Source organism: Kribbella speibonae, assembly GCF_004331375.1.
GTDB classification, from domain to species: Bacteria; Actinomycetota; Actinomycetes; order Propionibacteriales; family Kribbellaceae; genus Kribbella; species Kribbella sindirgiensis.
In genome coordinates this window covers 1,527,432-1,541,261 of record NZ_SJKC01000001.1, presented here as the reverse complement: position 1 = coordinate 1,541,261, position 13,830 = coordinate 1,527,432, and the positions used below count along the sequence as shown (strand labels likewise).

Here is a 13,830-nt window from a genome sequence, read left to right as displayed (position 1 = left end):
GTCAGCCGCCGGAGGCCTGCTTGAAGGCGTCCTGGGCAGAGGCCTTACCGGTCAGCGCCAGCTGGATCGCCTGGTAGATCACCTTCGCGGCGTCCGGCCACTTGTCACCGAGCTTGCCGGTCCGGGCGCGGGCCGTCTTCACCTGCTCGGCGAACGCCTTCATCGACGGCACCTCCTTGGCGTACTGATCGAGCAGCGCGGTCTTGGTCGGAAGGGTGAACCGGGCCTTCGCCCAGGCCAGCTCGTTCTCGTCCGAGTTCAGGCACTTCACGAAGTCCGCGGCCTTCTGCTGCTTGGCCTGGTCCTTGTTCAGCGGAACCGTCCAGGCCTCACCGCCGAGCGGCGCGACCGGCGTCTGGTCCGGCTTGTTCAGCGGGAACGTGACCACGTCCCACTTGACGTTCGGGGTCTTCTCCAGCGCCGGGATCTGCCACGGGCCGTTCACCATCATCGCGGCCTTGCCGGCCGCGAACTGGTCCTTCGCGTCGCCCTGCGTCCAGTTGATGACGCTCTTCGACGCCGACCCCGACTTCACCAGATCCACCCACAACTGCAGGGCTTCCGCCACCTGCGGGCTGGTCAGATCGGTCTCGTCACCGCCGTTGGTCCACATCGCCGGCAGGAACTGCCAGGAGCCTTCGTACGTCGCGTTGGCGTTGAACGCGATCCCGTACCGGCCGGGCTTGGTGAGCTTCTTGGCCGTGGCCTTCAGCTCCTCCCAGGTCTTCGGCGGCTGCACGCCGGCCTCGGCCAGCATGTCCTTGTTGTAGAACAGCGCGATCGTGTTCGTCACCGGCGCGAGTCCGTAGAGCTTGCCCTCGTACGACGTCGCGTCGACCATGCCCTGGATGACTCCGTCGGCGTTCAGCCCCATGTCGTTCAGGGGCGCCAGCGCACCGGTCGCGGCGATCTGCTGTACGTCGGGGTTGTCGAGCATCAGCACGTCGGGCAGCGTCTTCGACGAGGCCTGCTGAAGCACCTTCTGGATCAAGGTGTCACCAGGCACCGTCTCCCGCTGGATCGTGATGCCGAGCTGCGTCGCACAGGAGTCAAGTCCCTTTTGCACCAGGGATTTGTCCGGGTCGTTGTTGTAGTAGTCCAGGATCGTGAGGCTCTTGACGCTGTCGCCGGACGTGGACGACTGGTCGCCGCCGTTGTCACCGCAGGCGCCCAGCAGGAGCGACACCGTCGTCGCACCCGCCAGCGCGGCGGCGATCCGCTTGCTGATCATGACATCGGACTCCTTCTAAGCGTTTAACCGAGGAACGTGGGGACTGCCGAGAAGCTTGTGGATTGTGCGGTAAACCGCTTAACTGAGGCGTTGAAGGACTATGTTCCGTACGTCACACCGCTGTCAAGAGTTCAGAGGGGGTCGATCGATGGTCACGATGAAAGACGTCGCTCAGCGGGCCGGGGTCTCGATCGCGACCGTCTCGTTCCTGCTGAACGACACCAAGCCGGTGACCGCGGCGACCCGGGCGCGGATCGAGCAGGCGATGCTCGACCTCGGCTACCGGCGCAACATGGTCGCCCGCGCGCTGGCCAGCCGGCGGACCCACATCGTCGCCATGGCGTACCCGGCGCTCGAGCACCGGTTCGGGATGTCGACGTCGGAGTTCTTCACCAGCGCGGCCGAGGCGGCGCGCAATCAGGACTACCACCTGGTGCTGTGGCCGGTCGGCAACGACGGCGTCGAGCTCCGCGAGCTGCTGGGACAGGGCCTCGTGGACGGCGTCGTCCTGATGGAAGTACAGCTGGACGACCCGCGGGTCGACGTACTGCGGCAGTCCGGTACGCCGTTCGCGCTGATCGGGCGTACGACGGAACTCGACGGGTTGTCGCACGTGGACATCGACTTCGACACCACGGTCGAGGACGCGGTCCGGCACCTGTCCGAGCACGGTCATCGCGAGCTGGCGTTGATCTCGGGTGACCTGACCGACCCCCGCTTCCACGCGTACGGTCCGTGGGTCCGCACCGAGGAGGCGTACCGCCGGGTCGCGGCGTCGTACGACCTCCCGATCAGGATCATCCCCTGCTCGGACACCACGCAGGCGGGTAAGGACGCGGCCGCTCGGGTGCTGAGCGAATACCCCGAGACCACAGCGATCCTGGTCCTCAACGAGTACGCCGCTTTGGGGGTCGTGTCCGGTCTCAAACACACCGGTCACGACATCCCCGGCGACATCTCCGTCCTGTCCTTGCTGATGGTTCCCGAGACCGCGGCGATGGCGGATCCCGAGCTCACCATGATGCGTACCCCCGGCCCGGAGCTTGGTCAGCTGGGCACGCAGGCTCTCCTGCGCCAGCTCGAAGGCGACGAGCCGCTCCCACCGCAGCTGGTGCCGGCCAAGCTCTACCCCGGAGCTACGGTCGCAGGTCCCAGAGGGCCGCGATCAAAGGCCGGTGCAGGTCGGCGCGGCGCGCGCAAAGCCCGATCGTGAGCGGTTCCAGGTCGGCCGGCAATTCGACGAGCTGATCGCGAACCGCGGACGACTCGAGCACGAGCCGCGGTACGACGCCGGTCCCGCACCCCAACGCCACCAGGGCAAGCAGCGCCTCGTGCCCATCCGGCTCCCCCGCAATCACAGGCTTCACGCCAGTCCTCCGAAACCACCGAAACGCGGCCTCCCGAACAAGCCCCCGAGCCGGCACAACAAACGGCCCATCGGCCGGGCTCTCGTGGGCTTTCACCAGGACTAGGTCGGTGACCGCGACGGGTCGGCTCACCAAGGTTTGCGGGAGGCGCTTGGGGATGCCCGCGACCGCGGCGTCCACCTCACCTTCATCCAGGCGAGCCAGAGCGGCGGCCGCGTCGCCGGTGCGGATGCCGAGGCGGATCTGCGGATGCGCAGCCCGCAACGGCGCGAGCAACTCAGGCAGCAACGTCTGGCAAGCCGTAACGGTCGCGAAGATCCGCACCTCACCACTCAACCCAGCAGGCTCACCAGACCCGGCCTGATAGTCCGCCCACAGCCCCAGCGCCTTCTCGGCGTACACCGAGAACCGCCGCCCCTCCGCCGTCAGCACCACACCCCGCGGCCCCCGATCAAGCAGCTGCGCGCCCACCCGCGTCTCCAACCGCTGAATCGTCCGAGTCAACGTGGCCGCACTGACATGACACTCCAGACTGGTGCGCCCGTAGTTGAGCGTCCGCGCCAAATGCAGAAACAACTCCAACTCACGGTGTTCCACGGGACCTCAGAAGAGAACAGATACGCAATGGACAGGAAGTGACAAAGAAGAGAGAAAAGAAAGGAAAGAAGAGATAGAGAGGTTTGGGTGGCTGGCTGGCTTCAGCACTTAGGTGTCAGGAGTCTGCGTGGGCGCCCCCTCAGCCACCCGCACCCGATCATGGCACAGAGCATGGAAGCAGAGGCGTGCGTGGAGGCAGGGCTCGGCTCGCACACCTCTGCGTTCGGGGGTTACTCGTCGTCGAGCCACTCGGTACGGCCGGCGTCACGGTGGTATCCGTCGTGATAGCCGAGGACGCAGGCGGCTCCGGTATCCGGGTTCTCGCCGTCACATGGCTCGGTCAGCGACGGCCGCAGGCTCGGCCACGCGCTACGAGAGGCGCTTGGTGCAGATATCTGATCTGGTGACTCATTTTGACTCACGGATTCGAGGATGATCGGAACGTTGTCGCTTGTCAAGCCAGAAGCCCTTGCATGGTACGGATCCCGACACCCACACGATCCTCGATTGACCTGTGCCGCCACATGTGCCACCGTTGTTCCTGCTGACTCATTTCGAATAGAAGGAGGCGAGATGCGACTCACTCACAGTGCTGGTTCTTGTGACAACGGCCCGTGTCCCAACGTGTTCGACACCGATGACGGCACGCTGGTGGCGGTGCAGGGCGCGCAGTTGGTTGATGCCGACGCATTGGCGCAGTTGAGCCAGATGCCGGCGCACGAGACGGTCGTCCTGGTGCCGCGAGAGCTCCTGCTGGAGTACGCCAAGAAGGTGGCAGACGGAGCCGCGGTGTGAACTTCGAGGAGTTCGACGCTCACTTCGACCGATTCACAGCAGACGTCTTCCGTCTGGAGAATCTTCAGAGCTACGCAGTCTCCGAAGAAGACGCACGACTCAAAGCCTTCCGCAACGGCACGGCGAGGCCGGAACGGTCGGTGCGTACGGAGCCTTGGCTGGCTCGGATCGCCGTCACCACCGTCGCGGGCAAGAGCTGGGAGCGAGTCCATGTCATCGATCACCCATTGACCGAATACCTTCGGTACGAGCTCGTCGGGTACGTCGAATCGCAGGCGGCCGGAGAGCGCATCCTGATCACGGACCGGGCAGCCGACGGGTCGCTGACCAGACTCGGCGAGGACTTCTGGTTGTTCGACGCCGACTCTCCGGACGCGTACGCCGTACTGATGCACTACGACGAGGCCGGACATTTCGTAGGCTTCGACCACACGACAGAGCCCGCCGTACTGGAACGCTGCCGTAAAGAGCGCGACCTCGTTCTCCGGCATGCGGTGGACCTCAACACCTACCTGGCTGAGCAGAAAGCAGATCTGTAGCTGCGTGCGTACTCCGGATCAAACTCCACGAACTCCGCGACAACACATCGGCGCGGAGCTCAGACGCCTGCGAACGTTGGCCGGCGTCAGCGGACGTCAACTGGCCCAACAGACCGGCCTGAGCCAGTCCAGGGTCAGCCGGATCGAGCGCGGTGACGCACTCGCATCAATCCCTGAGCTGACTCGATGGTTGGAGCAGTCCGGTGCGACTGACCGCCTGGAGCAGTTGATCTCAGCTACCGAGGCGGCACTGAATCAGACCGACGCATGGCACGAGTTCGCGCAGGACGTCAGCTTTGCGGAGATGCAGGAGCAGGTTCAGCGCCGGGAGGCGACCGCCCGGACCCAGCGCTCGTTCCTGCCGACGCTGGTTCCCGGTCTCCTCCAGACTGCGGAGTATGCGCGGCTCGTGTTCATCGCGTCGGACCTGAGCGGCGAGCAGGATTACGCGGCCGCAGTCCAGCGCCGCCTCGATCGCCAGCAACTCTTGTACGACCAGGCGCACACCTTCGAATTCATCCTCACTGAAGCGGCCCTCCGCTGGCGGCCTGGATCACGAGAGGTGCTGATCTCTCAGCTGGATCGCATTGCGAGTGTTGCCACGCTGAGCAACGTGACCATCGGCGTCATTCCGTTGGATGCCGAGTCCCGCGCAATCGCCTGGCACGGTTTTACTCTCAACGAGGACGTGGACGATGGCGAGCCGTTCGTTCAGGTCGAGACGATGCACGCGTACCTGACGGTCGCGCGACCCAAGGACGTGGAGCTGTACCGGCGGCAGTACGACGTACTGCGTGAGTCGGCCGCCACCGGACAGGCCTGTTCGGACTTCCTGAGTGAGCTCCGAGCCGAGTTCCTGGCCGGTTGATCAGGAATCCTCTCTGGTCTCGTACTTTCGGCCATCCGAAATGGTCTGCGGATGGGTGTGCCAGCCAACCGGGCTCCCGAAGACTGGGGAACATGAGACGTACAGCCTTGACCTTGACCGTTGCTGTTGCCTCGCTGGCCACCGCCCTGCTCCCGGGAGTCTCGCAGGTAGGCGCCGCAGCGTCGCAACCATCAGGCGGCATCGACTGGGGCAAGTGCCCGGCGGACATCTCCCCGTTCCCGATTCCGGCAGGCATGCAGTGCGGCACGTTGAAGGTCCCGCTGGACTACAGCAAACCTGAGGGCCGGACCATCGACATCGCTGTCTCGCGGCTGGCAAGCAAGAAGCCGGAGTCACGGCGCGGGGTCCTGCTGACGAACCCCGGCGGTCCGAGCGCCGGTCAGGGCTACCCGGCCTTTCTCGTCACGGCCGGTCTACCGCAGAGCGTCCTGGACAACTACGACGTGATCGGGTTCGATCCACGCGGTATCGGCAAGAGCACGCCGGTCACGTGCAACCTCACTTCGTCGCAGCAGTCGACCGGCAACATTCCGCCGTACGCACGGAACTCCGCTGACGTGGCCAAGCGGGCCGTCGAGATGAAGAAGGTCGCCGGACAGTGCGCGGCCTCGGAGACCTCCTGGATGCTGCCGCACGTCAGCACCGCCAACACGGCCCGCGACATGGACCGGATCCGTTCCGCGCTGGGCGAGTCGAAGATCTCGTACGCCGGTGCCTCCTGGGGCACGTACCTCGGCGCGGTGTACACCACGCTGTTCCCGCAGCGCAGCGACCGGATCGTGCTCGACAGCAATCTGGGACCGGGCGGCTGGGACTACCCGAGCGAGCGGCTGTGGTCGCGTGGCGTCGAGGACCGGTTCCCGGACTTCGCGAAGTTCGCCGCCGCCAACCACCGCGAGTACGGGCTGGGCCGGACGCCGGCGCAGGTGACCGCGAAGTTCCACGAGCTGGCCGCGCGCCTGGACAAGTCGCCGGTCCCAACGCCCGACGGGCCCTTCGACGCGGTGACGTTCCGCCTGCTCAACTTCGGCCTGCTCTACGGTTCAGCGCAGATGCCGATGCTGGCCGGCATCTGGAAGGCCCTGGACGCGGGCCAGGCGCCGCCGCCACTGCCGGGAGGCGGTTCGGCGGAGGACCCGGAGAAGTTGATCTCCGGTCGCTACGCCATGATCTGCAACGACTCGCGCTGGCCGACCTCGGTCCAGACCTACCAGCGCAACGTCGCCGCCGACCGAATCCGGTATCCGCTGTTCGGAGCGGCCGGGGCCAACATCCAGCCTTGCGCGTTCTGGCCGGAGCCGACCGAGCCGCCGGTCCGCATCACCGACCGGGGACCGTCGAACGTGCTGCTGGTGCAGAACCTGCGCGACCCGGCCACACCGCTGGCCGGCGCCGTGAAGATGCTGGGGGCCCTGGGCAACCGTGCCACGATGGTAACGGCCGACCAGGGCGGCCACGGCGTCTACCCGGCGGGCCGGAACCAGTGCGCGAAGTACGCGGTCACGACGTTCCTGACCACGGGCGAACGCCCGGAGCGCAGCTACCACTGCCCGGCCGAAGCAGAGCCTCGCTGACCTGGAGATGACAGAAAGGACGACGACTCGGTGATTCTGACCACCAACAGACTGGTGCGCCGCGGCCTGTTCGTCACCGAGGTCCTCGTCCTGGTCGGCCTGAACGCCGAGCACGTCGTACGACGTCTCGTCCTGGACGGATCGCCGCCGGCGGGCGAAGTCCTGTACTCCTGCGCGGGTGTGGCGATCGGCGCGCTCGCGCTGCTCCGGCGCCGCCTGCCCGGCCGGCTCGCACAGCTCGCGACGGCCGCGATCGTACTGTCCCTGCTGTGCAGCCTCACCGGTTTCCTCACGAAGCCGGGCGGGATGCTCGCCGGTGACTCGGAGACACTCGCCCTGATTCTGCTGGTCGGCGCGAGCTGCCACCAACTGAGGCCGCGGACAGCCGGTGCGATCGCGGTGTTCGGCGGGCTGGCCGCCGTCCTCGCACCCGTGCTGCGGTACGGCGGAGACTCGGTCAGTCTCACCGTCGCGGTCTTCTGGGCCTTGTTGTGGGGCAGCGGTGTCGCGGTCGGTCTGATCCTGCGCGATGGCGAAGCCCGCCGTGAGGCCGCGCAACTGGCCGCCCGGAACCGGGAACGGATCGCTCTGGCCCAAGAGCTGCACGACCTGGTGGCGCACCACATCACGGGGGTTGTGGTGCGCACGCAGGCGGCGCAGGTGGTACTCGCGGACGGCACGGAGCGGGAGTTGCTCCAAGAGATCGAGCGGGCCGGAGCCGATGCCCTCGGCGCCGTACGACGGCTGGTGATGGTGCTGCGCAGTCCGGAGCAGCAACTGCCGCTCGCCGCCGGGAATCTGGTGGAGACCATCGAGGCCACCGTCGACGGCGACGAGGCCGTCACCTTGCGGTTGGCGCCCCAGCTCGCGGACGTCGAGGTGGCTCCCGAGACGGTGTCGACGGTGCACCGCGTCCTGCTCGAATCCTTGACCAACGTACGCAAGCACGCGCCGGACGCGCGCCAGATCACGGTCACGGTGGAGCCGTCCGCCGAGACCGGCCCGCGGTACCTGCGGGTCGAGGTGCGCAACGACGGGACTCGGCAGGGTCGAAGCCGCCACCGCAACGCGGACGGCTATGGACTGATCGGAATGGGTGAGCGGATCGACGCGCTGGACGGAAGGCTGACCGTCGGGGAGCACGGCGAGCACGAATGGCGGGTCCTGGCTGAGCTGCCCCTCCCCGGTGGCATAGGACCGGAAGGGAGAACAACACCATGACGGTGCGAGTCCTGCTCGCCGACGACCAGGCCATGGTCCGTACGGGATTCCGGCTGATCCTCGAACGGGAGCCTGATATCGAGGTCGCCGGAGAGGCCGCGGACGGGAGGCGCGCGGTGGAGCTGGCCCGGGAGCTGCGTCCTGACGTCACGCTGATGGACATTCGGATGCCGCTGATGGACGGCCTGGCCGCGACCCGGCTGCTGGCCGGTCCCGAGGTCGCCGACCCGCTGCGGGTGCTCGTCGTGACGACGTTCGACCTCGACGAACTCGTTCACGAGGCACTCCGCTCGGGCGCCCGTGGATTCCTGCTCAAGGACGCCGGGCCGAGACTGCTGGTGGAGGCGGTGCATGCCGCGGCCAACGGCGATGCGCTCGTGTCGCCGTCGATCACTACTCGGCTGCTGGCCCATTTCAGCACCGCCGGCGGCCGTCCGCGCCGCCCCGAACCTGCTTTGACCGACCGTGAACTGGCCGCCGTCAAGGCCGTCGCCCGGGGCCGCACCAACGCCGAGATCAGCGCGGAGCTGACGATCTCGCTGTCGACCGTCAAGTCGCATCTGGCCGCGGTTCAGCGCAAGATCGCCGCCCGCAACCGGACCGAGATCGCTGTGTGGGCGTGGGAATCCGGCCTCATGTCCCCGGTTCCGCGGTCGACCGGTCGAGGCGGATCGTAGGCTTCGGCACCTGGTACGTCGTGACGTCGCCGCCGTGCATGACGGCGAGGATCGCTTCGCCGACGATCGCGCCGAGACCGTGGACGTCGACCGTCACGACACTCAACGGCGGATGCGCCAACCGGGCGACCGCCGTGTCGTCCCACGCGATCACGGACAACTGCTCGGGGATGCGAACGCCCAGGTCCTTGGCCGCCGCGAGACCGCCGATCGCCATCAGGTCGTTGTCGTACACCACGGCCGTCGGGACCTGGCTGCCGGTCAGCAGCTGCCGGGTCGCCTCCCGGCCCGCGTCCTCGGAGTAGTCGCCTTCGATGACCCGGCCCTGCACGTCCCGCTCGGCGCACGTCTCCATGAACGCGTCGTCGCGGGCCTGGCAGTGCAGCATGTCCCGCGGCCCGCTGACCCGCGCGATGTCGCGATGCCCGAGATCCGCGAGCGCGCGAACAGCCGCCCGGGCACCCTCGGCGTTGTCGACGAGCACGTTGGTGATCGGCACCTGCAGCTCCGGCCCGCCGAGCAGGACCGCCGGCACCCCCAGCCGCTCGAGCTCGGCGAGCCGCGCGTCCTGCGCCCGGAGGTCGACCATCACGATGCCGTCGACGTGGTCGTTGGCCACCCAGCGCTGCCAGATCGCGATCTCGTCGGCGATATCGGCCGCGAACTCGATCAGCAGACTCACCCGCCGCCCGACGAAGACCTCCTCGATCCCCTGCACGACGTCGGCCATGAACGGCTCCATCCCGAGCAACCGCCCGGGACGCGCCAGCACCAGCCCGGCGATCCGCTCCCGCGTCACGTCCTGCATAGACTCCCCTCCAAGGCCACCGAAGCCACTATATTCACAGACCTAACAAACTCAGCAGAGAGCGGATGTCCCGATGCAGCAGGTCAGCGACGCGTCGCGATCTCCGGGTTACGACCCGGCACCGACGAACAGTCGTGCCCTCATTGTGGACAGCATCCGCTCCGCGGGCACGGTCAGCCGGGTGGAACTCACCCAGATCACCGGCCTCACCGCCCCTTCGGTCACCACGCTGGTCCGGCGGCTGATCGACGACGGCCTGGTCGACGAGGCCGGTCGCGGCTCGTCCACCGGTGGCAAGCCTCGCACGATGCTGCGGATCAGGGCGGCAGCGCGGTACGTCGTCGGCGTCCATCTGAGCGCCGACAGCCTGACGTACGTGCTGGTCGACTACGCCGGCGCCGTCGTGGCCCGCTGGCGGCGCGCCGGGCCGGGTGACGACAGCGATCCGGAGCAGGTCGTGGAGCGGATCGCGGCCGAGACCACCGAGCTGATCGAGCGTTCGGGGATCGATGCGTCGCTCGTCCTCGGGCTCGGCTTCGTGTGTCCCGGGCCGCTGATCCGCAACCGCGGCGTGACGTCCGCGCCGCCGTCGATGACGCGCTGGGTCGGGTTCCCGATCCATCGCCGGCTGGAGGAACGGCTCGGCCTGCCCGCTTTGCTGGAGAACGACGCGACCGCGGCCGCCGCGGGCACCCGGCTCACCACCAGCCACGACGTCTCGGTGATGGCCGCGCTGTTCATGAGCGAGGGCATCGGATCCGGCCTGCGGCTGAACGGCAACGTCTACCAGGGCGCGCACGGCAACGCCGGCGAGGTCGGGCACATCTGCGTCCAGATCGGCGGGCCGCAGTGCTGGTGCGGGAGCACCGGCTGCCTGGAGGCGATCGCCGGTCCCGCCACGGTCGTCGCGAAGGCCCGCGCGGCGGGGCTCGACCTCGGATCGCCACGCCGTACCGGGGTCGCGGCGTTCGCCGCCATCGCCCGGCTGGCACTGACCGGCGACTCCCGGGCCGAGGCGATCCTGCGGGACTCCGCGGCCTGGCTCGCGCTCGGCGCGCAGACGATCACCAACATGTACGACGTCCAGCTGCTGGTGCTGACCGGGCCGGCGTTCGCCGTCGCCGGGACGATCTACCTGCCGGTCATCCAGGAGCGGATCCTGAGCTCGTCGTTCGGGCGCGCCGTGAACACCGAAGTTGTGCTCGACGAGCGCGGTCACGACGCCGCCGCGATCGGCGCGGCCCTGATGATGCTCCGCTCCGAGCGCGCGATCTCCGCCTGATTTGGGACCCTTCGCAGTCGAACCGTTACTGGGCTGGCTCTTGCGCCTTGTTTATTAGGCGAACTAAGTTACGGCCAGCTTCCCTGGCGGCTGCCGGGTGACGCGCTTCGAGGACCGCGTTCGCGCCGGTCGTGCCGAGAGGATCCAATCGATGCCCCAGAACCCGATGAACCGACCGCGGGCGCGGCGCCTGGTGGGCGCCGTCGCCGCCGCGACCGCCACCGCACTCCTGCTCGCCGCCTGCGAGGGCGCCGCGGCCGGCAACCAGCCCGCCGCCAAGGACGCCTCGATCACCGTCGCGGCCGTTGACATCACCACCGAGAACTTCAACCCGTTCAGCAGCACCGCGCTGCAACCGACGCTGGGCGTCATCTACGAGCCGCTGTACTGGTACAACTTCGCGAAGCAGTCCGACCCGACGCCGGTCCTCGCCTCGGGCTTCTCGTGGAACGCCGCCGGGACCGAGCTCACCATCAAGACCCGGCACGACGTGAAGTGGAACGACGGCCAGCCGTTCACCGCGAAGGATGTCGCTTTCACGTTCAACCTGGTCGCGAAGACGCCCGCGCTGAACCCGTCCGGCCTCGCCGCGACCGCGAAGGCCACGTCCGACGACACCGCCGTACTGACCTTCAAGTCGAAGTCCTTCATGCAGGAGCCGGCCGTGCTCGCCAACCAGGCGATCGTGCCCGAGCACATCTGGAAGGACATCAAGGACCCGACGACTGACCTCAACAAGAATCCGGTCGGCACCGGGCCGTTCAAGGTGAAGTCGTACACGCCGCAGAGCTTCGTGCTGACGAAGAACGACCAGTACTGGGAGGCGGGCAAGCCCACCATCAAGGAGGTGCGCTACCTGCCGGTGACGTCCGCCGACGCCGCCAGCGCCGCCCTGGTCGCGGGCAAGGTCGACTGGGCCAGCGCCTACCTGCCCGGGATCGACAACATCATGAAGTCCGGGAAGAACCTGACCTACGTGAACACCCCGGTGATGACGACCGTCGTCGTAACCTGCTCCAACGCCGCCCTCGGGTGCGCCGGACCGCAGACCGACCCGGCCGTCCGCAAGGCGATCTACCTCGCGATGAACCGCGAGCAGCTCGCGAAGCTGGCCGGCGGCGGTGTCGCGGGCGTCGGCTCGCCGACGATGCTGCTCCCGGGCCGCGACGACAACTGGATCGCGGACGCCGGTACGGCGAAACTCCCGCAGAGCGCGAATGCGGACGAAGCGGGCAAGCTCCTCGACGCGGCCGGGTGGACGAAGGGCAGTGACGGCGTACGGGCGAAGGACGGCAAGCGGCTGTCGCTGACCGTCCAGACCGTCACCGGGTGGAGCGACTACATCCTGATCAACGACACGCTCAAGCAGCAGCTGGCCGCGGTCGGCATCGAGCTCAAGCCCAGCCAGGTGTCCTGGAACGAGTGGAACGCCGCCCAGACCAACGGCAAGTTCCAGCTGTCGCTCGACTCCGTCGGCCTCGGCGCGTCCACGAACCCTTACTTCACCTACGACAGCAAGCTCGCCACGACGAACACCGCACCGGTCGGCAAGTCCGCGTCGGCCGGTAACCAGTCCCGGTTCTCGAACCCGGCCGTCGACGCCGCGCTCAAGACGGCCGCCGGTACCACGGACCAGGCCGCCCAGAAGGCGGAGTACGCGAAGATCCAGTCGATCATCGCCGACCAGCTGCCCTACATCCCGGTCTACGTGAACTCGATGCTCACCGAGTTCAACACCTCGCGTGCGACAGGCTGGCCGACCAAGGACAACCTGTATGTCCTGCCCGCCGCCTGGAAGGCCTGGGACGCCGGCATCGTCCTCAAGACGATCAAGCCCGCCAGCTGAGCGCGGCCGGCTGTGCGCTACCTGCTGCGGAAACTCGCCTTCTACGTGGTCGCCCTCTGGGCGGCCCTGACGCTGAACTTCCTGGTTCCCCGGCTGATGCCGGGGAACCCGGTCGACCTGATGCTGTCCAAGCTCGCGACCAAGGGACCGGTCACGCCGACCACCCGGACCGCGATCGAGGCACTGCTCGGCACGGACACGCACTCGTCGCTGTGGAGCCAGTACTGGACCTACCTGCACCACCTGGTCACCGGCGACCTCGGTACGTCGATCGCGTACTTCCCGGCGCCGGTGTCCCAGGTCATCGGCCAGACCCTGCCCTGGACCGTCGGCCTGATCGGTCTCGCGACCGTGATCTCGTTCGCGATCGGGATCCTGCTGGGACGCGCCGCCGGCTGGCGGCGCGGTTCCTGGGTCGACAACCTGATCCCGGTCACCACGATGCTGCAGTCGGTGCCGTACTTCTGGCTCGCGCTGCTGCTGCTCTTCCTGCTCGGCAGCACCTGGCCGGTCTTCCCGCTCAGCGGCGGGTACGACGTGTACTCCGTGACGCCGGGCTGGAGCCTCCCGTTCGCGCAGTCCGTGCTGTACCACGGAGCCCTGCCGGCGTTGACGATCGTGATCTCGTCGGTCGGCGGCTGGATGCTCGGGATGCGCAACATGATGGTCTCGACGATGTCCGAGGACTTCGTCGTGACCGCCGAGGCGAAGGGCCTGACGCCGCGCCGGATCCGGTCCCGCTACGTGGCCCGGAACGCGGTCCTGCCGTCCATCTCCGGGTTCGCGATCTCGCTCGGTTTCGTGGTCGCCGGCTCGATCGTCACCGAGGCGGTGTTCTCCTACCCGGGGATCGGGTCGGCACTGCTGCTTGCTGTCGGCAACAACGACTACGCGCTGATGCAGGGCGTCTTCCTGATCATCACGCTCGCGGTCCTCGGCGCGAACCTGCTCGTCGACCTCCTGTACGGCGTCATCGACCCCCGCACCCGTGCGCGGTCCTGAGG

The 13,830-nt window shown here is 67.7% G+C and carries 13 protein-coding genes and 1 pseudogene; 11 read left to right on the top strand and 3 right to left on the bottom strand.

Going from position 1 to position 13,830, the window contains the following annotated elements; translation table 11 throughout:
• Position 1 precedes the first annotated feature (1 nt).
• Entirely contained in the window at positions 2-1,231 is a 1,230-nt protein-coding gene (locus tag E0H92_RS07750) for a sugar ABC transporter substrate-binding protein (protein ID WP_131495793.1), read from the bottom strand.
• Positions 1,232-1,379: 148 nt separating this feature from the next.
• On the opposite strand from E0H92_RS07750, the gene E0H92_RS07745 reads away from it, so the two are divergent.
• Entirely contained in the window at positions 1,380-2,444 is a 1,065-nt protein-coding gene (locus E0H92_RS07745; RefSeq protein WP_131465763.1) for a LacI family DNA-binding transcriptional regulator, read from the top strand.
• On the opposite strand, the gene ilvY is transcribed toward E0H92_RS07745, so the two are convergent.
• Positions 2,368-3,195 (bottom strand): HTH-type transcriptional activator IlvY, encoded by an 828-nt coding sequence (gene ilvY, locus E0H92_RS07740; protein ID WP_131495792.1) that lies wholly within the window; start codon positions 3,193-3,195, stop codon positions 2,368-2,370. The genes E0H92_RS07745 and ilvY overlap by 77 nt on opposite strands.
• A 573-nt stretch (positions 3,196-3,768) precedes the next feature.
• On the opposite strand from ilvY, the gene E0H92_RS07730 reads away from it, so the two are divergent.
• From E0H92_RS07730 to E0H92_RS07705, 7 genes and pseudogenes are all read left to right on the top strand, one after another.
• A complete protein-coding gene (locus E0H92_RS07730) occupies positions 3,769-3,990 on the top strand; it encodes a hypothetical protein (protein ID WP_131495790.1) in 222 nt (73 codons plus the stop codon).
• Positions 3,987-4,529, top strand: coding sequence for a DUF6879 family protein (locus E0H92_RS07725; protein WP_131495789.1), 543 nt, complete (start codon positions 3,987-3,989; stop codon positions 4,527-4,529). The genes E0H92_RS07730 and E0H92_RS07725 overlap by 4 nt, the downstream gene beginning before the upstream one ends.
• A pseudogene (locus E0H92_RS45735) lies at positions 4,480-4,734 on the top strand (helix-turn-helix domain-containing protein); the annotation flags it as partial. The gene E0H92_RS07725 and the pseudogene E0H92_RS45735, both read left to right, overlap by 50 nt.
• A 99-nt stretch (positions 4,735-4,833) precedes the next feature.
• Positions 4,834-5,397 (top strand): DUF5753 domain-containing protein, encoded by a 564-nt coding sequence (locus E0H92_RS07720; RefSeq protein WP_238173337.1) that lies wholly within the window; start codon positions 4,834-4,836, stop codon positions 5,395-5,397.
• Positions 5,398-5,489: 92 nt separating this feature from the next.
• Positions 5,490-6,992, top strand: coding sequence for an alpha/beta hydrolase (locus E0H92_RS07715; protein ID WP_131495787.1), 1,503 nt, complete (start codon positions 5,490-5,492; stop codon positions 6,990-6,992).
• 30 nt (positions 6,993-7,022) lie between these two features.
• A complete protein-coding gene (locus E0H92_RS07710) occupies positions 7,023-8,213 on the top strand; it encodes a sensor histidine kinase (RefSeq protein ID WP_131465757.1) in 1,191 nt (396 codons plus the stop codon).
• A complete protein-coding gene (locus E0H92_RS07705) occupies positions 8,210-8,890 on the top strand; it encodes a response regulator (protein WP_131465755.1) in 681 nt (226 codons plus the stop codon). Before E0H92_RS07710 ends, E0H92_RS07705 begins: the two co-directional genes overlap by 4 nt.
• Here E0H92_RS07705 and E0H92_RS07700 read toward each other — a convergent pair.
• Positions 8,847-9,698, bottom strand: coding sequence for a LacI family DNA-binding transcriptional regulator (locus tag E0H92_RS07700; RefSeq protein WP_131465753.1), 852 nt, complete (start codon positions 9,696-9,698; stop codon positions 8,847-8,849). The genes E0H92_RS07705 and E0H92_RS07700 overlap by 44 nt on opposite strands.
• Before the next feature lie 73 nt (positions 9,699-9,771).
• Here E0H92_RS07700 and E0H92_RS07695 point away from each other — a divergent pair, with 73 nt between their 5' ends.
• From E0H92_RS07695 to E0H92_RS07685, 3 genes are all read left to right on the top strand, one after another.
• On the top strand, positions 9,772-10,980 hold the full coding sequence (locus E0H92_RS07695) for an ROK family transcriptional regulator (RefSeq protein WP_131465751.1): 1,209 nt from the start codon (positions 9,772-9,774) through the stop codon (positions 10,978-10,980).
• Positions 10,981-11,131: 151 nt separating this feature from the next.
• A complete protein-coding gene (locus tag E0H92_RS07690; RefSeq protein ID WP_238173336.1) occupies positions 11,132-12,826 on the top strand; it encodes an ABC transporter substrate-binding protein in 1,695 nt (564 codons plus the stop codon).
• A gap of 12 nt (positions 12,827-12,838) precedes the next feature.
• Positions 12,839-13,828 (top strand): ABC transporter permease, encoded by a 990-nt coding sequence (locus tag E0H92_RS07685; protein WP_131286305.1) that lies wholly within the window; start codon positions 12,839-12,841, stop codon positions 13,826-13,828.
• Positions 13,829-13,830: the final 2 nt, after the last annotated feature.

Excerpts from the sequence above, each read along its gene's own strand:
- E0H92_RS07750 (WP_131495793.1), bottom strand. The coding sequence starts at position 1,231 with ATGATCAGCAAGCGGATCGCCGCCGCGCTGGCGGGTGCGACGACGGTG.
- E0H92_RS07745 (WP_131465763.1), top strand. The coding sequence starts at position 1,380 with ATGGTCACGATGAAAGACGTCGCTCAGCGGGCCGGGGTCTCGATCGCG.
- E0H92_RS07730 (WP_131495790.1), top strand. The coding sequence starts at position 3,769 with ATGCGACTCACTCACAGTGCTGGTTCTTGTGACAACGGCCCGTGTCCC.
- E0H92_RS07720 (WP_238173337.1), top strand. The coding sequence starts at position 4,834 with ATGCAGGAGCAGGTTCAGCGCCGGGAGGCGACCGCCCGGACCCAGCGC.
- E0H92_RS07715 (WP_131495787.1), top strand. The coding sequence starts at position 5,490 with ATGAGACGTACAGCCTTGACCTTGACCGTTGCTGTTGCCTCGCTGGCC.
- E0H92_RS07705 (WP_131465755.1), top strand. The coding sequence starts at position 8,210 with ATGACGGTGCGAGTCCTGCTCGCCGACGACCAGGCCATGGTCCGTACG.
- E0H92_RS07700 (WP_131465753.1), bottom strand. The coding sequence starts at position 9,698 with ATGCAGGACGTGACGCGGGAGCGGATCGCCGGGCTGGTGCTGGCGCGT.
- E0H92_RS07695 (WP_131465751.1), top strand. The coding sequence starts at position 9,772 with ATGCAGCAGGTCAGCGACGCGTCGCGATCTCCGGGTTACGACCCGGCA.
- E0H92_RS07690 (WP_238173336.1), top strand. The coding sequence starts at position 11,132 with ATGCCCCAGAACCCGATGAACCGACCGCGGGCGCGGCGCCTGGTGGGC.